14 protein-coding genes and 1 riboswitch are annotated in these 17707 nt (G+C 62.6%); of the genes, 6 read left to right on the forward strand and 8 right to left on the reverse strand.

The genetic code is table 11. The features are described 5' to 3' along the window. Window positions 1–125 precede the first annotated feature (125 nt). Both AB4Y31_RS27255 and AB4Y31_RS27260 read right to left on the reverse strand, forming a co-directional pair. Window positions 126–845, reverse strand: a complete 720-nt coding sequence (locus AB4Y31_RS27255) for a CbtA family protein (RefSeq protein WP_368676816.1) — start codon at window positions 843–845, stop codon at window positions 126–128. A gap of 13 nt (window positions 846–858) precedes the next feature. Further along, entirely contained in the window at window positions 859–1068 is a 210-nt protein-coding gene (locus AB4Y31_RS27260; RefSeq protein WP_368676735.1) for a CbtB-domain containing protein, read from the reverse strand. Window positions 1069–1100: 32 nt separating this feature from the next. After that, window positions 1101–1239: riboswitch (cobalamin riboswitch) on the reverse strand. Between the two features lie 50 nt (window positions 1240–1289). Between AB4Y31_RS27260 and AB4Y31_RS27265 the strand changes: the two genes are divergently transcribed. Then, entirely contained in the window at window positions 1290–1871 is a 582-nt protein-coding gene (locus AB4Y31_RS27265; protein WP_368676736.1) for a histidine phosphatase family protein, read from the forward strand. A gap of 45 nt (window positions 1872–1916) precedes the next feature. Here AB4Y31_RS27265 and AB4Y31_RS27270 read toward each other — a convergent pair whose 3' ends face one another. Further along, window positions 1917–3443 (reverse strand): diguanylate cyclase, encoded by a 1527-nt coding sequence (locus AB4Y31_RS27270; RefSeq protein ID WP_368676737.1) that lies wholly within the window; start codon window positions 3441–3443, stop codon window positions 1917–1919. A gap of 167 nt (window positions 3444–3610) precedes the next feature. Then, a complete protein-coding gene (locus AB4Y31_RS27275; protein WP_368676738.1) occupies window positions 3611–4375 on the reverse strand; it encodes an IclR family transcriptional regulator in 765 nt (254 codons plus the stop codon). 209 nt (window positions 4376–4584) lie between these two features. Between AB4Y31_RS27275 and AB4Y31_RS27280 the strand changes: the two genes are divergently transcribed. The 3 genes from AB4Y31_RS27280 (at window position 4585) to AB4Y31_RS27290 (ending at window position 9124) form a co-directional block, all read left to right on the forward strand. Continuing rightward, window positions 4585–6030 carry an aldehyde dehydrogenase family protein gene (locus AB4Y31_RS27280; RefSeq protein ID WP_368676739.1) on the forward strand — a complete coding sequence of 482 codons (1446 nt, stop codon included), beginning with the start codon at window positions 4585–4587 and terminating at the stop codon, window positions 6028–6030. Further along, window positions 6027–7661, forward strand: a complete 1635-nt coding sequence (locus AB4Y31_RS27285) for an AMP-binding protein (RefSeq protein ID WP_368676740.1) — start codon at window positions 6027–6029, stop codon at window positions 7659–7661. The genes AB4Y31_RS27280 and AB4Y31_RS27285 overlap by 4 nt, the downstream gene beginning before the upstream one ends. Window positions 7662–7741: 80 nt before the next feature. Beyond that, complete coding sequence (locus tag AB4Y31_RS27290; RefSeq protein ID WP_368676741.1) at window positions 7742–9124, forward strand: MFS transporter; 1383 nt, start codon at window positions 7742–7744, stop codon at window positions 9122–9124. 53 nt (window positions 9125–9177) lie between these two features. On the opposite strand, the gene AB4Y31_RS27295 is transcribed toward AB4Y31_RS27290, so the two are convergent. Then, the gene (locus AB4Y31_RS27295) at window positions 9178–10815 is read right to left on the reverse strand and encodes a GMC family oxidoreductase (RefSeq protein ID WP_368676742.1); all 1638 of its coding nucleotides are present in this window, start codon (window positions 10813–10815) and stop codon (window positions 9178–9180) included. 332 nt (window positions 10816–11147) lie between these two features. Between AB4Y31_RS27295 and AB4Y31_RS27300 the strand changes: the two genes are divergently transcribed. Further along, window positions 11148–12134: an AAA family ATPase gene (locus AB4Y31_RS27300; RefSeq protein ID WP_368676817.1), complete on the forward strand. Its 987-nt coding sequence runs from the start codon at window positions 11148–11150 to the stop codon at window positions 12132–12134. Further along, complete coding sequence (locus AB4Y31_RS27305) at window positions 12131–13870, forward strand: cobalt chelatase (RefSeq protein WP_368676743.1); 1740 nt, start codon at window positions 12131–12133, stop codon at window positions 13868–13870. Before AB4Y31_RS27300 ends, AB4Y31_RS27305 begins: the two co-directional genes overlap by 4 nt. Before the next feature lie 42 nt (window positions 13871–13912). On the opposite strand, the gene pta is transcribed toward AB4Y31_RS27305, so the two are convergent. The 3 genes from pta to AB4Y31_RS27320 all read right to left on the reverse strand — a co-directional run bounded on the left by pta (window position 13913) and on the right by AB4Y31_RS27320 (window position 17430). Then, window positions 13913–14956, reverse strand: coding sequence for a phosphate acetyltransferase (pta, locus tag AB4Y31_RS27310; protein WP_368676744.1), 1044 nt, complete (start codon window positions 14954–14956; stop codon window positions 13913–13915). Between the two features lie 99 nt (window positions 14957–15055). Then, window positions 15056–16873 carry a sulfoacetaldehyde acetyltransferase gene (gene xsc, locus AB4Y31_RS27315; RefSeq protein ID WP_368676745.1) on the reverse strand — a complete coding sequence of 606 codons (1818 nt, stop codon included), beginning with the start codon at window positions 16871–16873 and terminating at the stop codon, window positions 15056–15058. 152 nt (window positions 16874–17025) lie between these two features. Continuing rightward, complete coding sequence (locus AB4Y31_RS27320; RefSeq protein ID WP_368676746.1) at window positions 17026–17430, reverse strand: nuclear transport factor 2 family protein; 405 nt, start codon at window positions 17428–17430, stop codon at window positions 17026–17028. Window positions 17431–17707: the final 277 nt, after the last annotated feature.

The raw sequence follows: 17707 nt of genomic DNA on the forward strand, positions 1-17707 counted from the left end.
CAGGAAGGCGCTGACGTGACGACTAGCCGCGAGGCGCGCGCTCGCAAAGTACAGGTCCGGCAAGCGCCTGCCGCCGGACCCTCATCGACAATCGGGCCGCATTCGTGGCCCGATAGAGACGTGGTTCAGACATTCACCTCGGCGCGTTCGCCGTGTTCGACCCACGCGCCAAACAGCAGGCCGATCGTCGCCCACATGATCACCTGCATGCCGATCGCGGCAGCGCGGAACTTCCACAGCACCACAGCCGGAAAGGCAGCAGGCACCTCGTTAATCGATGGCAGCCCTAGCTGCACGGCGGCGATGATCGCGACGAATAAGAGTCCCGCAATGATTGATGCGTTCCATTGGCCGAGTTTCGCCAGTAGAACGCGGCGCACGTTGATTGAGAACACCATCGTCGCGATCGAGATTGCGATCATCAGGAAGAAGAGGCCGGTGCGATAGCCAATGGTGTCGGGGTCGCCGACCGATGGCGGGTTGGCCGGATACTTGACGTTCGGCACGATCACAAGGGTGATGAATGCCGCCAGCGCGATCCAGGCGGCAAGCGGCCGAGCCGGCAGGCGGCCCACTCGCCCGTATGCATAGGCGAACGTCAGCGCGAACAGCCCACCGAATGCCGCACCGTAGGTAACGACGCCCGTCAGCAGTCCGAGGCCGGCCTGCGTGTGGCGGCTCACCAGTTCAGGTTCCGGCGCCTCGCCTTTGGCGGCGTCCAGTTTTTCTTCGAAGGAGATCGCTTGATCAACTTGCGGTTCGCCGACCAGCTTGGCGAAACCGAACGTGAGCAGGCCTGCGGCGATGCCTGCGAGCATCCCGCGTACGAGCAGCTTTCCGACCATCGTGATCTCCGCGTCAGTGGCAGGGGAAGCCGAGGAGGTGCCGGCCGTCATGCACGAATTCGTGAACATACATGCCGGGAACGATCGACGTCGCGCCTTCTTCAGCGCCGACAAAGTAGATCGCCAGTAGCAGGATCAGACCGACGAACACCACCCACGGCAGAAGCTCGCGCACGGGAATCGGGGCCGGCACTATGGCGGGCTTCAGGACTGCTTCACTCATGATTTCACCTCCGGGGAATCGCGCCCGATAAATGGTTGTGGGGAGACGATGGCGGGTCTGGCTTCCGGGATCGGAGATCGCCGGTTACAGTGGCGCGGCCGCGCCGGTTTTGCACCGGCTTCCGCACATCGTGTCGGGGCGATTGTACGCGCGATTACTCTAGTGTTGAAAACTGATCGTATGCGCTGTTTCAGCTTTTGCCAGAAAAGCCACATGGAGGCATGAAGGTGCACCGTTCGCTTTACCTCATCGCACACGCCGCTACCCACGCGATGCGCGTCGGCCAATTCCCAGGCGACGATCCGTTAGACGCGCACGGACTTGCTCGGACCGCCGCCGTTTGCAACCAGTGGCCGCAGACGTCGATAGTGCTGTCCAGTCCAGTGCGCTGCGCGCAGCAAACAGCCGCTGCCTTAGCATCGGAAGTTCGCATCGATTATGCGTTACGCGATGTCGACTATGGCGACTGGCGCGGAAAGCCACTTGCGGAGCTAGCCCGAGAGATGCCTGCGGCGCTCAATGCTTGGATAACCGATCCATCCGCATCGCCGCACGGTGGTGAATCGCACGAGGACGTCTTGCGTCGGGTCGGCTCTTGGCTCGACCAGCTTCCGCTCCCGGACGACCTTGTTGCAATTACCCACAGCGCGATCATTCGCGCTGCGATTGTGCATGCACTTGGCGCGGGCCCAAAGGCGATGTCGAGGATCGAAATTGCCCCGCTGTCGGTGGCGGAACTCAGACCGGCGCCTGGGGGCTGGAAGTGGATGGCTCGGTCCTACGAGCACCGGGACACGGCATAGTGCTGCTGCGTCCCGGATGCGGCTTTAGTAACGGTCGCGTCGCGGTTATGCGGGGAGGGCAGTGAATAGCGCGACCTTGTTCCGCCCCGTCGCTTTCGCGCGGTAGAGGGCTTGATCCGCTGCATGAATGACTGCCGTTACGTCTGTGTCTTCGTCCGGCGTCCATGCGGCCGCACCGATGCTTGCTGTGACGCGACCATATTCGCTACCCGTATGTTCGATGCTCAGGTCGCTAATCGCCGTCCGGATTTTCTCCGCTATCGGCGCGGCTCCTTCGGGCGTGGTATCCGGCAATACGATCACGAACTCTTCACCGCCATAGCGGGCGGCGCTATCCGCCGGTTGGCGGATATTCTCGCTGATGCACTTCGCGATAGCGGTTAGCGCATCATCGCCGGCTTGATGTCCGTAGGTGTCGTTATAGGCCTTGAACTGATCCACATCGACGAACAGCAACGAAAACACGCTCCGCGTGCGACGAGCCCGACGCCATTCGTGCTCGAGTATTTCGCCAAGGGTGCGGCGGTTGTTCAGGCCGGTTAATCCGTCCGTCCTCGCAAGCATCGCTAATTCGGACTCTGCACGCATCCGGCGTTGAAGCTGCGCACCGAGCGCGAAGGAAAGACCGATGAATGCGACTGCAAACGCGGCAATCAGTGACCCGATCGTTATCGCACGACGACGCCAAGCCGCATAGATGTCCGCATGAGCGTCGGCCACCATGATGATGAGCGGCAGATGCGGGAAATTTTTGAAGTAGTAGAGCCGCTGCACGCTATCGATCGTCGAAATGTCCGAAAAGCTACCTTCCGGTTCCGAGACGAAATGCCGGAAAGTGCTGGCATTTCGGATATTGCGCCCGATAACGTGCACATCGTAGGGCTGTCGCATAATCATCGCGCCGTTTCGCCCTATCAGCGCGACCGATCCATGCGGACCAAGCGACAATCCCGCAAAGAGGTGATGAAAGTAGTCCAGTTGAATCGCGACCATCACCACACCGGCGAACGAGCCATCGGGACGGGAAATTCGACGACTCAGCGCGATGCTTGGCGAACCGCCACGCAGCCGGGAGTAGTAAGGGTCGCTAACGTACACGCCAACGTTCGGGTTGTCGCGATGCACCGTGAAGTACATCCGGTCCGCGAAATTGGCCTTGCGTGGGACGTCGCTTCCCGAATCGATGATCACCTCGCCTGTGGCATCGAGCACCAGTACCGAGCCAAGATAGGTAGCCGTCGCGGCGCGATCGAACAGCACTTCCCGGCGCAACCGTGGTGACGACTGCATGACTTCAGGATCGTTGATACCGTCTACAACTGCATCGAGGGATAGGGCGTACAGTTCGAAATTTCTCTCGATGTCTCGTTCGGCGATGATGGCAAGGTTGCGCGACGTGTCCCGGGCTCTCGCCATCGCGTCCAGTCGGCTCTGATACAGCGAGACAGCGCAGATGGCGACCATGAAGAAAGCCGTTATCACGCCCGCAGCCACGATGGCATGAGGCGCTGTCAGGCCGCGATAGAAATGCTGGTCTTCAAGCCAGCGAAGCAGTTGTTTACCGTTTCTCAACGTCTTCCATCCCCGGGGGAGTCACCGGACGAAGCGGCGTTGGACGCGCGCGTTAAGCCAGTCCTTAAAAGGACGTGCGGAAATTTTGACCGTTTCCAGGAATATAGTCTAATCGATTGCGCTTTGCTTCCCATTCACATGCCGATCAGCCGGTGGGCTGCCCTCGATCATGTGAGGAAAGTCTTGGCGGTTTCATCGGCCGTGCGCCGGAGATCCGGCTCGAACGCGAGGAGATCGTCCAACGTGACTCGTCCCACCGGTGCCTGCACCGCGATGGCTGCGCAGGCCCGATGGCGGTCGAGCATCACCGGCACGGCAATCGCAATGAGGCCCTGCAGGTGCTCCTGGTTGTTGATCGCGAGCCGGCGTCGCCGTGTCACGGCCAGCTCTTTTCGAAGCGTGTCGCGGTCGGTGATGGTTCGTTCCGAATAGGCCCGCAGCGGGAGCGTATCGATCATCCTCTCTCGCCGGTCTTTCGGCAGGAAGCTGATCAATAGCTTGCCGCTGGCCGAGCAATGCAGAGGCACGTGCGATCCCGGCTGCAGATGCATGCGCAGCGGCCATTCCGTCTCTACGCGGTCCACATACACGACGTCGTTCCCCGACAACATCGTCAAGTTGCAGGTTTCTCCTACTTTCGCGACCAACTGCTCGAGCAGTACGTGGCGCGCCGCGGCCGGGCCCGCGTGCATCAGTACGTTGACGGCGAGCATCCGCACCCGCGGCGAGCATTCATAACGCTTGTCGCTGGCACCGCGCGTGACGAGCCACGCGTCGGTCAGTTGAGTGAGGATGCGATGCACGGTTTGCTTCGGCAACCCGAGGGTATCGACGAGGTCCGTCATGGAGAGCGGGCCGCCTGCCGCCGCCAATGTTTCGAGCACGCGAAACGCGCGCACTGCTGCCGCGTTCGATTGGTTGGATGTCGACATCGTCTCCCCTCTTCATCATCGTGATGCCGCCGCTAGCTGCATTGTGTATCGCAATTCGCGGTTTTCGGGACCCCGGGGAAATCCCGAAATTTGCACTTTTCGGTGTGAGGCTCAGCGCCGTCGACAAATACTCGGGAAACGGGACTCGAAGCAGAGCGACGACGAATAGATTGGCAATACCGCCAATTTATTCCGTCGGAGTGCCGAGTATGAATGTGAGGGCTACAGTAGCCGAAACCGCTAAGGCGCCAGCGGACGAGGCAGTGGGGGAGCGCGTCGCCGCGCTAGTTGCGCGCGCACGCGAGGCGCAGCGCGCCTTCGAGTTCGCGGGCCAGGTTGCGCTCGATACGGCAGCGGCCGCCGCGGCATGGGCGATTATGGAGCCCGCTCGCAATCGCCAGCTTGCTGAATTGTCAGTGCGCGATACGGGTCTTGGCAACGTCGACGACAAGTTCCGCAAGAACTGGCGCAAGACGCTTGGGCTGCTGCGCGATCTGAAGGGGCAGAAAACCTGTGGCGTCATTGCCAGCGATCCCGCGAAGGGCATCATCGAGATCGCGCGCGCCGTCGGCGTCGTCGCCGCGGTGACGCCGTCCACGAATCCTGCCGCCACGCCCGCGAACAAGATCATCAACGCGCTCAAGTGCGGCAATGCGGTCATCGTCGCCCCTTCGCCGAAGGGCCATTCCTCATGCGAGTTGCTGATCAGCTTTATTCACGCCGAGTTCGCGAAGGCCGGACTCGATCCGGCGCTCGTGCAGTGCTTGCCTGCACCCATCAGCAAGGCTGCAACGGGCGCGCTGATGCAGCAGGCCGACCTCGTCGTCGCGACCGGCTCGCAATCGAACGTGCGCATGGCCTATGCGAGCGGCACGCCCGCCTTCGGCGTGGGCGCCGGCAACGTCGCGTCGATCGTCGAACGGTCAGCGAATTTGCACGACGCTGCGCAAAAGATTGCGTTATCCAAGACGTTCGACAATGCGACGAGCTGTTCGTCTGAAAATAGCGTCGTCATCGAGGACGCCGTGTATGACGAGATGCTGTCTCAGTTGCGCAGCTGCGGAGGCGCGTTGCTTGATCCGGCCCAAAAGGCGCAACTGCAAGCCGTGATGTGGAGCGGCGGCAAACTGTCCGAGCACTGCACCGCAAAATCGGCAGCGCAAATTGCGCAAGCGGCCGGTCTCGAAGAAGTCGCAGGGCAGGGCCCGCGATTCCTCATGGTGGAAGAGACCGGCTTCGGGGCCGACTACCCGTTCTCGGGCGAAAAGCTGTCCCCTGTGCTGACGGTCTATCGCGCCCGTCACTTCGCCGACGCTGCAGACGTGGTTCGCCGTATCTACGCGTACATGGGGGCGGGCCATTCGGTCGGGCTGCATACCGCACGTACGGACCTCGCAGTCGAATTGGGCGAGCGGCTCCCCGTTGCGCGGGTGATCGTCAATCAGGCGCATTGTCTCGCGACGGGCGGCAACTTCGATAACGGCTTGCCGTTCTCTTTGTCGATGGGCTGCGGCACCTGGGGCCGCAACAATTTCTCTGGAAACCTCGATTTCCATCATTACCTGAACGTGACGCGCGTCGCGTATCCGATAGCCGAGGAAATGCCGGAAGTCGATGCGTTGCTTGGCGACTATTTCGGGAGGGTCGGTCGATGAGCGCGGCGACGACAGTGCGTGCGTTGATCGACGCACGTGCGATCCAATATCCGAACAAACCGTTTTTGCTGGCTGCGCCGGACGAAGGCGACGACGGGCGGGCAGGTGGCGCACCCGCCGATACGGCCATGACCTTCGCGGCGCTACGCGAGCGCTGTCAAACGCTCGAGGCGCGGTTTCGCGTCGCTGGCTTGCGGCCCGGCGATGTAGTCACGGTGTTCATGGGCAACGGCGTTCAAACCGCGACGCTTTTGCTTGGCGCGATGTACAGCGGGCTCATCGCACATCCGTTGAATCTGTTGTGTCAGCCGTCTCAACTGCGCTATATCGTCGAGCATTCCGACACGCGCATGATCTTTTTTTGCGGCGAAACGTCCGACGCGATCACCGCCGTGTGCGCCGAGTTGCGCGCGCAGGGCATGACACGCGACATCGCGCTCGTCCAGACGGCCCCCGATGCCGTCGATTTGCCTGCTCTGCCGACTTTGGAAGTGGCGCGTTCCGCGGTGCCCGAGACGACGCCCGTCGGTGCAGGCGACGATGACTCAGCGATGTGGCGCGACGCTGCCGTTCCGACGGACGTCGCACTGCTGATGTATACCTCCGGCACCACCGGCGCGCCGAAGGGCGTGCTGCTGAGCCACCACAATCTGGTGGCCAACGCACGCAACATCAGCACTGAGCATCGGTTGGGCCCCGACGATCGCGTGCTCGCGTCGCTGCCGCTTTATCACATCAACGGCCTGGTCGTGACGATCCTCGCGCCTTTGTACCACGCAGGCTCGGCCGTGCTGACGCCGCGCTTTTCCGCGCGTACGTTCTGGCGGGAGGCGGCGCGTTCGGGATGCACATGGATCAACGTGGTTCCGACCATCGTCGCCTACCTGCTCAACGGAGACGAGCCGCGCGGCCTCGACCTGTCGGCGCTCAAGTTCTGCCGCAGCGCATCGGCGGCACTCCCGGCTGACCATCACCGCGCGTTCGAGGACCGTTTTGGCATCGGCATCATCGAGACGATGGGAATGACGGAGACGGCCGCGCCGATATTCAGCAATCCCTATGAACCGGCTCGCCGACGCATCGGAAGCGTCGGCCTTCCTTCAGGCGCCGAGGCAAAGGTAATCGATCGCGAAGGCCGCGAGTGCGCAGCGAACGAGCCCGGCGAAATCGTCTTACGTGGCGAGCAGGTGACCCGCGGCTACTACAAGCGGCCGGAAGAAACCGCCAAGGCGTTCACGGCTGATGGGTGGCTGCGCACAGGGGATCTCGGCTATCGCGATGCTGACGGCTACTTCTATATCAACGGCCGTTCGAAGGAGCTGATCATCAAGGGCGGCGAGAACATCGCGCCGCGCGAAATCGACGAGGCGTTGCTGCGCCATCCGGGTGTACTCGACGCCGCGGCCGTCGGCGTCCCGGATCCCGCCTATGGGCAGGAGATCGTCGCGTTTGTCGTGCTGCGCGAAGCGGACGGGGCGAATGCGCCCGATGCCGACCAGCTGCGCGCGCACTGTCTCGGTGAGCTGGGCCGATATAAGACGCCCAAGGAATTCCGCTTCGTGAGCGAGTTGCCGCGCGGTCCATCGGGCAAGGTGCAGCGGCTCAAATTGCTGGCGCCGGCGCCCGATTGAGGCGTGCCGGTCTGGCCGCAATCGCGCGGTCCGTCATCGGCATCGCCATCATCCAGAAAGAGACAGTAGGAGACAACAGCATGCAACACCGTGCACAACGCGTGAAGACGCGTCACATCATCTTGGCTGTGATGTGTCTCATGTATTTTATTTCTTATATCGACCGAGTGAACATCGCGGTCGCCGGCCCGTTGATTCGTCATGAGATGGGGCTGACGACCGTTCAACTCGGCCTCGTTTTTTCCGCATTCGCGTATCCGTATGCAGTGATGCAGATCATCGGCGGCTGGCTATCGGATAAGTTCGGGCCGAAGCTCGTGTTGACCTGCCTTTCTCTCATCTGGGGCGCGGCCACACTCGCAACGGGTTTCGCAGGCAGCGTCGCGATGCTGGTTGCGCTGCGTTTTACGCTGGGTATCGGCGAGGGCGGCGCATTTCCCACCGCTACGCGCGCGTTCACCTACTGGATGCCTGTTGGCGAGCGCGGCTTCGCCCAGGGCATTACCCATAGCTTCGCACGTCTTGGCGGCGCAGTGACGCCGCCGCTCGTGTTGGCCGTCGTTGTGGCCGGGGGATGGCGCGATGCCTTCATTCTGCTCGGCATTGCAAGCCTTGCATGGACGGTGCTCTATCTGTTGGTATTTACCAATTCCCCTGAGCAGAATCGTCGCATCACGCCTGAGGAAACCGCCGAGATCGGCTATCGGAAGGGGGATTGCGAGCGCGCCAGAAAAACGGCAACCCCTTGGCGCAAGCTGATCCATCGGATGTGGCTTGTCACCTTTGTCGACTTCTGTTACGGCTGGCTGCTTTGGGTTTATCTGACTTGGCTGCCGTCTTATCTGAAGGACTCGCGTGGGTTCGACCTCAAGCAGCTCGCGCTTTTCACGGCATTGCCGTTGCTCGCCGGCGTCATCGGCGACACGCTCGGCGGCGTAGTGTCCGATCGAATCTTCAAGATCACAGGACGGTTGCGTTTGGCACGCTGTGCCGTGCTCGTCGTCGGCATGGGCGGCTCACTCGCATTCCTGTTGCCGATGACTTCCGTGTCGAGCCCGATCGAGGCGGTATGGCTGCTGACGGCATCGTTCTTCTTCCTTGAGATCACGAACCCGGTCTTGTGGACGTTGCCGCTCGACATCGCCGGGAAATACGCGGGTACAGCAGGCGGCATGATGAATACGGGCTTCGGCGTGGCGGGGATGATCTCGCCAGTCGCGTTCGGTTATCTGATCGAACGTACCGGCAGCTATAACGTGCCGTTCATGGTATCGGCCGGCCTGCTCGCGCTCGGTATCGTCGCCGCCCTCTTCATCAACACCGCTCGCACTGTGGAGGCCGACGAGGAGCGCGAGCGGCGCGAGGGCGGTGCGCGGGGTAGTGCGCTTGCGTTTCTCGATGCGATGCCTGGGGTGCGGATGGAACGGCATACGCTGCGCCGGCCGCTCCGTTGGCGGCGGTGATGTGGCGCGGGCCCGTTTCGCGTGATCCGGGCCGCGTCGATAGCCCCAGCGGTTCAGGTTCGCGTTTCCGCGGGCTCCACTATGGATGCCGCTCGTTGTCTGTGGTCGTCCAGGATCATGTCCGAAGCTTTCTCGGCAATCATGATCACCGGCGCATTCGTATTGCCCGACACCAGCTCCGGCATGATCGACGCGTCGACCACGCGCAACCGGGAGACCCCGTGTACGCGAAGCCGATCGTCGACGACTGCCAGCGGATCGCGGCCCATCTTGCAGGTCCCCGCCGGATGATAGATCGACTGGCTGAATCGCCGGGCCGCCTCGAGCAGTTCCGCATCGCTCTGATACTCCGGGCCGGGCGTGAACTCCGAGACGATCTGTGGCGCGAGCGAAGGTGCGGCCGCGATGCGGCGCGCAACCTTGATCGCCCCGATCACGATCGGATGATCGCGTTGGTCGGACAAATAATTGGCATGGATAAGGGGATACCGCAGCGGGTCGGCCGCGCAGATCTCGACGTGGCCGCGGCTGAAGGGACGCAACTGACAAACCGATGAGGTGAACGCCGAGAATGGATGCGCGCCTTCGCCGGGCTTGTCGGCACTGAGCGGCTGCATATGGAACTGGATGTCGGGGCGATCCACGCCGGGGCTCGAACGCGTGAAAATCACAACTTGGCTCGCGGCCAACGTGAGCGGGCCCGTGCGCCACAGCGCGTATTGCATGGCGATCCAAGCCTTGCGCAGTGGATGATTGACCTCGTCGTTGAGCGTACGTTCGCGCGTGCGAAACACCAGCCTCACTTGCAAATGGTCCTGCAGATTTTGTCCGACGCCCGGCAAATCGACCCGCACCGGCACTCCCACGCGTTGCAAGAGCTTCGCGGGGCCAATGCCCGAGAGCTGCAGAATCTGCGGCGAGCCGATCGCGCCGGCGGCAACGATGACCTCGGCTCGCACGTGCACACTCTTGCGCTCGCCGTTATGCAGATATTCGACGCCGATGGCCGTCGCGCCTCTAAAAAGGATCCGGCATACCTGCGCACGCGTATGGACCTGCAAGTTCGGGCGTGCGCGAGCTGGTTTCAAAAATCCCTTCGCGGTGCTCCAGCGAAAGCCGTTGTGAGCCGTCTGCTGAAAATAGCCGACGCCTTCTTGGCGGGCGCCGTTGTAGTCGGGATTGAAGGGAATGCCGATCTCCTGCGCGGCAGCGATGAAGCGATCGGCGATCGGGCGGCGCAACCGCAGGTCGGACACCTTGAGCGGCCCGCCAACACCGTGATAGGCGTCCGCACCGCGCTCCTGGTCTTCCGATTTCTTGAAGTATGGCAGGACGTCGGCATAACCCCACCCGCGATTGCCGAGTTCGGCCCATCGATCGTAATCCTCGCGTTGGCCGCGCACATAAAGCAGACCGTTGAGCGAGCTCGACCCGCCGAGCACTTTGCCGCGGGGCCAATCGATTCGACGTCCGGCGACGTTTTCGTCGGGTTCAGTCCGATAGCACCAATCGAGTTCGGGATCGTGCATGGTTTTGAAGTAGCCCACGGGCACGTGAATCCAGGGATTGGTGTCCGGGCCCCCCGCCTCGAGCAGAAGCACCGCATTGCGCGGATCGGCACTCAAACGATTGGCCAATACGCATCCGGCCGATCCTGCGCCGACGATCACATAGTCGACTTCCAGATCCATGAACAGCCTCTCTTTTCGTTCCAGCGGAAGCCGCGCAGCACCGGCGCGGTTTGCTTGCTGATGCAATGTCGGGCAAGACATGTGCGGGCGCAAGCCCGAGCGCCGCGGATCGGAGGAACTGAAACGGAATTCGTCGAATCTGGATCAAAACGAGTGAAGGACAGCGACGGTAAAAATCCCTCGAATGCGGGTCGCTTGGTTGCTGTACCAGTCGAAATGGGCTCACTGGTGCTACCTGCGTCCCATCGCAGGCCGATAAAATTCTCACTGTATATCCGATGGAATTCAATGATGCTTGGGGTCGAGAGGAGAGCGGTGTGACGACGGATTTCATGAAGGAGACGCCCGATCGCATGGTGTCCGTGCGTGAGCATTTCGGCATCGACTCGAACCTGAAGGTGCCGGCGTTCGCGGAACGTGACGATCACGTGCCCGACATCGATCCCGCGTATCGCTTCAATGAGGAAGTCACGCTCGCGATCCTCGCGGGCTTTACGCGCAACCGGCGCGTGATGGTCCAGGGCCTGCACGGCACCGGCAAGTCGACGCACATCGAGCAGGTTGCCGCACGCTTGAATTGGCCGTGCGTTCGCGTGAATCTCGACGGGCACATCAGCCGGCTCGATCTCGTCGGCAAGGATGCCATCGTCGTACGCGACGACCGGCAAGTGACCGAATTCCAGGAAGGCATCGTACCCTGGGCTCTGCAGCGACCCGTTGCCCTGATCTTCGACGAATACGATGCGGGGCGGCCCGATGTGATGTTCGTCATCCAGCGTATCCTGGAACGCGATGGGAATTTCACGTTGCTCGATCAGAACCGTGTGATTCGTCCCCATCGGTATTTCCGATTGTTCGCGACGACGAATACCGTGGGCCTCGGCAATCTCAACGGCCTTTACCACGGCACGCAAATGCTCAATCACGCGCAGATGGATCGCTGGAACGTGGTGGCGACGCTCAATTACTTACCGCCCGAGGAAGAGGCGGGCATCGTGCTCGCGCGCGTCCCTGAAATGGCCGATGAAGCGGGCCGTGCGCTCGTTGAATCGATGGTCGGCATGGCCGCGCTGACGCGCAAGGGTTTCGCCACTGGCGACCTCTCCACGCTGATGTCCCCGCGCACCGTCATCAATTGGGCCGAGAACTGCCAGATCTTTCGAGATCCGGCGCTCGCGTTTCGCCTGACGTTCTTGAACAAGTGCGACGAATCCGAGCGGCCGATCGTTGCCGAGTACTACCAGCGTTGCTTCGGCGTCGAACTTTGCGGTTCGGAGATGGGCGCCGAGCCAGGCGGCGACGTGCCGCCGCGCTCATGATGTCGACGATCCCGTCGCCCGAAGCGGTATGCGCCGCACTACGCGTCGAAACGCTCTGCGCAGCGGCCGTGCGCGCATTGACGGGGGAGGCCGCGCTGCACTACCGCGGCGGCCGGCTATGCCGGCAGTCGCTTCCGCTCCCGCTTTATGCGCCGCATCTGCGCGGCAACGCCTACGAGGAGAATCTGGCCGCACTGCGCGGTGCGGCCGATGGCGCCGCGGTAAGGCTGCTCCATTCCGATGCGGCGATCCATCGATCGATGGCTCCGGCCCATCGCGTTGCGCGTTTGTTGTTCGAGCTATTCGAACAGGTGCGTTGCGAAGCCCTATCGTTGCCCGGCATGCCAGGCCTCGCGCGCAACGTGCGCGACCGGTTCGAACGATGGCTGAGAGCCTACAACCGCGCCGGACTCGCCGACGATCACCTCGGCATCCTCGTTTATACCGTCATACAAGTCGTGTGGTCGCGCGTGACCGGCTGGCCCGTGCTCGAAGACACCGAACATCTGATCGAGGCGACACGGGCTGCCATTGTGCCGACAATCGGCACTCACCTGGCCGGTTTGCGCCGGCATCGATTCGATCAACGCGCCTATGCAACGCATGCATGCCAGTTGGCGCAACAGGTGTCGTCGATGCTCGATGAGGCGCGCGACGGATTGGCTTCGCACTCGGAAGACAAAGCCCGCGATGCAGACGAAGCGTTGACGTCGATTGCGCTCTGGGCCGATTTCGAGTTCGATTCCGAGGAATCCGGCGACGTTGCGCCGGGCGGGGCGACGATGGGTCACCGCGGCGTCCCCGGCACATCGCCCGGTTATGTCGCTTACACGACGCAATACGATCGTGAGGTTCGCGCGGGGACGCTCGTGCGCCCGGCGTTACTCCGCGAGTACCGCGAGAAGCTCGATGAGCGCATCGCCGCATCCCGGATCAATATCGCCCGCGTCGCGCGTGTACTGCAGGCAGCGCTTGCGGTGCCCGAGCGGGACGGCTGGTCATTCGGCGAAGAAGAAGGGCGCATCGACGGAAGACGTCTCGCGCAGCTCATCAGTTCGCCTGGTGAGCGGCGGCTGTTTACGCGGGACCGGACGAGGCCGCGCGGCGATTGCGTGGTGGGCTTCTTGACGGATTGTTCGGCGTCCGTGAAAGCGCATATCGAACCGGTTGCAATGCTCATTGACATTCTCGTGCGCGCCTGTGAACAGGCCGGCGTGGCCACGGAGGTGCTCGGCTATACCACGGGCGCTTGGAATGGTGGGCGCGCACGGCTGGATTGGCTTGCGCGCGGGCGGCCACCGCACCCGGGGCGTTTGAACGAAGTTTGCCATATGGTGTTCAAGCGAGCCGAAGATACCTGGCGGCGTGCGCGCGCTGACATCGCTGCCTTCTTCAAAGCCGATCTCTTTCGTGAAGGCGTGGACGGCGAGGCCGTCGAGTGGGCCTGCACCCGGCTCGCCGCGCATGCGTGCGCGCGGCGCATCCTCGTGGTGATATCCGACGGCAGCCCCATGGATGCGGCTACCGCGCAGACGAACGGCGCAGCGTACCTCGATAATCACCTGCGGGATGTGCTTGCGCGGCGCGAGACGCTGCGCGACGTGGAAATCATCGGGCTAGGGCTTGGGCGCGACCCGAGCCTTTTCTACCGGTATTGCGCGGCGCTCGATCCGGCGGCTCGACTCGATATGACAGAGGTGGCGAGGTTGGCCCAATGGATCGGGGCGCGCCGTTAGCGGAAGTTGACGCGCCGTTGCCTTAGCTCATTGGTCAAGAAGTTAAGCGGCGTGCGGCGCGCTCGAGTGATGCCCGGCGCGATCGTGTGCCGCTTGCGCTTGAACCGCGGTAGCGGCGATCACATAGTAGATGTCCTCGGCGCTGCAGCCGCGCGAAAGATCGTTGGCAGGGAAGTGCAACCCCTGCAGCAAAGGGCCGATCGCTTTCGCGCCTCCGATGCGTTCAGCGAGCTTGTAGCCGATATTCCCGGCGTCCAGGTTCGGGAAAACCAGGACGTTGGCGTGGCCGCCCACCTGCGAATGCTCGATCTTGCGTTCCGCAATCTCAGCGACCAGCGCCGCGTCGAGCTGGACATCGCCATCGATGGCGAGACCGGGCCGCAACGCCTTCACTCGCTGCGTTGCCTCGATGACCTTGTCGACGTGCGCATGATGCGCGCTGCCGCTCGTCGAGAACGAGAGCATCGCAACGCGCGGTTCTTCCATCAAAAGTGCGCGCGCGCTGTCGGCGGCCGCCATTGCGATCTCGGCCAGCTGGGCCGCGTCCGGATCGACGACGAGCGCGCAATCGGAGAAGACCAGCCCGCCCTTATAGCGGTGAAACGGCTCGCACAGCATCATCAGAAAGAAGCTCGACACGAGCTTGAACGACGGATCGAGACCGATCAACTGAATCGCCGAGCGTACGACGTCGGCGGTGGTGTGGACGGCGCCGGCAACCGAGCCGTCCGCATAGCCGAGCCGCACCATCAAGTCCGCGAACACGAGCGGCTTGAGCACTTCGCTTTGCGCGAGCTCGTTCGTCATGCCTTTGCTGCGACGAAGTGCGACCAGTTCGTCGGCAAACGCGGCTCGCCACTCCGATCCAGCCGGATCGACGATCACCAGGTTGTCGTCGAGCGCCAGCGCCGCGCGCTCCGCTGTCGCGCGGACCGCGAGCGGGTTGCCGACCAGCGCGATGCGCGCGATGCCCTCCCGGCTCGCACGAACGGCGGCGGTGAGCACACGTGGGTCTTCGGCTTCGCAGAGCACGATGCGCATCGGCGACATGCGTGCGGCTTCGATGATGCGGTTAAGGGCTTTCATCGTAAATCTAGCCTCGGTTTGAAACCCCGGCTTTCGAGCCGGTGTCATGCCAAACCGGCCCGCAGGCCGGTCGTGAATCGCTGCTTCGGGATCGAATCGTCAGACGTAGTCCTTGTACTTCTCGAGCAGGCGCACCGGCTTGGACAACGCATCGCGGCGGAACGGGTCGCCGAGTTCTCGGGTGCACATGATTTCGACGATCGTCGTCTTACCTTCGTTCATCTGCAGATCGATCGCTCGCTTCAGCGCCGGCCCGACATCCTCCAGCTGGTCGACCACGATACCTTCCGCGCCCATCGCGCGCGCGATTGCCGCGAAGCTTTGATTGTCGAGTTCGCCCGCAACGAAGCGGCGGTTGTAGAAGTCGACTTGATTCTTCTTTTCCGCGCCCCATTGGCGATTGTGGAACACGACGGCGGTGACGGGAATTTGGTGACGCACGCACGTCATCGTTTCCATGAGGCTCATCCCCCATGCGCCGTCGCCCGCGTACGATACGGCCGGGCGGTGCGGTGCCGCCACTTTGGCGCCGATGATGGTCGGGAACGCGTAGCCGCAATTGCCCCAGCTCATGGCCGCAAAGAAGCTGCGCGGCTTGTTGAAGCGCAGGTAGCTGTTCGCGACCGAGTTGATGTTGCCGATATCGGTCGACACCATCACGTCTTCAGGCATCGCTTTCTCGAGTTCGCGCAAAACTTGCCGCGGATGGAGGTATTGGCCGCCGTTGAAGGTGCGCTCACGTTTGCTCTCCTCGATCACGTCGAGGCTGTAGCTGTCGAGCTCGTGCGTCCATCCGTCCAGTTCCTTCTCCCACGCCGCCTTTTCACCGGCGATCTGGTCCGCGCGCTCGTTGCGCGTGGCGTCGCAAGCCAGCTCGCGATCGGCCAGTCGTTGCGTGAGCGCGACCGCCGCGGCCTTCGCATCGCCGCAGATGCCCACCGAAATCTTCTTCACGAGGCCCAGCATTTTATGGTCGGCGTCGATCTGGATGATCTTCGCGTCCTTCGGCCAGTAATCCATCCCGTGCTGAGGCAGCGTGCCGAACGGTCCGAGGCGCGAGCCGAGCGCAATGACGACGTCCGCGCGCGAAAGCAGCTTCATCGCTGCCTTCGAGCCTTGATAACCCAGCGGGCCGCACCATAACGGATGGTTCGCCGGGAAGGAATCGTTGTGCAGGTAGCTGTTGACGACGGGCGCTCCCAAACGTTCGGCCAGCGCCTTGCATTCTTCAACGGCGTCGGCCATCACGACACCGCCGCCGGAGATGATCACCGGGAATTTCGCCTGCGCGATGAGCTCGGCCGCCTCGTTCAGGCTTTGCTCACCGCCGGGGCCGCGATCGAGCTTGCGCGGCGGCGGGATTTCGACCTTGATCTTGCCGTAGAAGTAGTCGCGCGGGATGTTCAGCTGCGTCGGGCCCATCTCGGCCTGCGCGCGGTCAAAACAGCGCGCGGTGAATTCGGCCATTCGTGCAGGATGCGTGACGTGCCCCTGATACTTCGTGAATTCCTGGAACATCGGCAACTGGTTCGCCTCTTGGAACCCGCCCAGGCCGATGCCCATCGTGCCGGCCTCCGGGGTCACGATCACGACCGGGCTGTGGGCCCAGTACGCGGCCGCGATCGCGGTCACACAGTTGCTGATGCCGGGGCCGTTCTGGCCGATCACGACACCATGGCGGCCCGATACGCGCGCATAGCCGTCCGCCATGTGGCCGGCGCCCTGTTCATGGACCACCGGGATGAGGCGAATGCCTGCCGGCGCGAAGATGTCCATCGCGTCCATGAACGCCGAGCCCATGATGCCGAACATGTCGGTCACGCCGTTCGCGGCGAGCGTCTCGACGAAGGCTTCGGATGGCGTCATGTCTTGGGGGCCGCTAGCCGGGGCTTGGGGGGAAGTGGATTGGTCGCTCATAGCGTGTCTCCGGTCATCGTTTAACGGAATATGTCGTTCCAGATACTAGGCAGTGCCCACCTGCGGTCAAGGCATTGCCCCAGCCGACGACGAATTTGGAATGAAATGAAATGTTTCGTTTCGAAAGGCGTGAGAGGGCAGGTCTGCGTTCGTCACGCCGGCTGCTTTGGCCGTTCTTTGCGGAACGCCCGCTTGACTGCGATTAGCCCGTCGCGGAATTCGAACAGGTCGCAGCCTTCGGCTTCGATGCGCCAGCCTTCGATGTGCGTACCCGTGAACACCCATTCCGACAGGCCGCGCTCGCCGATGACGTAGTGGCGGCCGTGCCCCCAATGCGCGTCGGGGAAGCTCTGGAATACCGCTTCGAATGCCGCGCGCACCGCGGCGCGGCCGACGAAGCGCGTCCCATAGACTTCCGGGCCCGCCGCCGCCTCGAAGACGCAGTCCTCGGTCATCCATCCCATCAACGCGTCGGCATCGTGGCGATTGAATGCATCGGAAAAAGCGGCGAGCGTGTCGGCCGTCACGCGCGAAGCGTCGAGGGTCGTTTCTGTCATACATGTCTCCTTGAGGGACGGTCCAGGCCGCGAAGCGCGCGAGAGGCACAAGGCGGCACCAATAGGGAGACGTTAATGGTTGGCTGTAGACGGTGGTAGCGCCAGTTTGGCGGTTTCCGTTGGGCCAGCACCAGCGGAAGCCAAGCTGCCCGCGGCGAGCGGCGCTGGATCCATCGGATCCTTTTGCGTGGCACTACCGGGCCGCTTATTGATTGACAATCCTTGACTCAACGAACGAGTTTGCACTCGAGTGCTGGGCTAAACACTGAAATCGGTG

It is taken from the genome of Trinickia sp. EG282A (genome assembly GCF_040965455.1).
GTDB lineage: Bacteria > Pseudomonadota > Gammaproteobacteria > Burkholderiales > Burkholderiaceae > Trinickia > Trinickia symbiotica.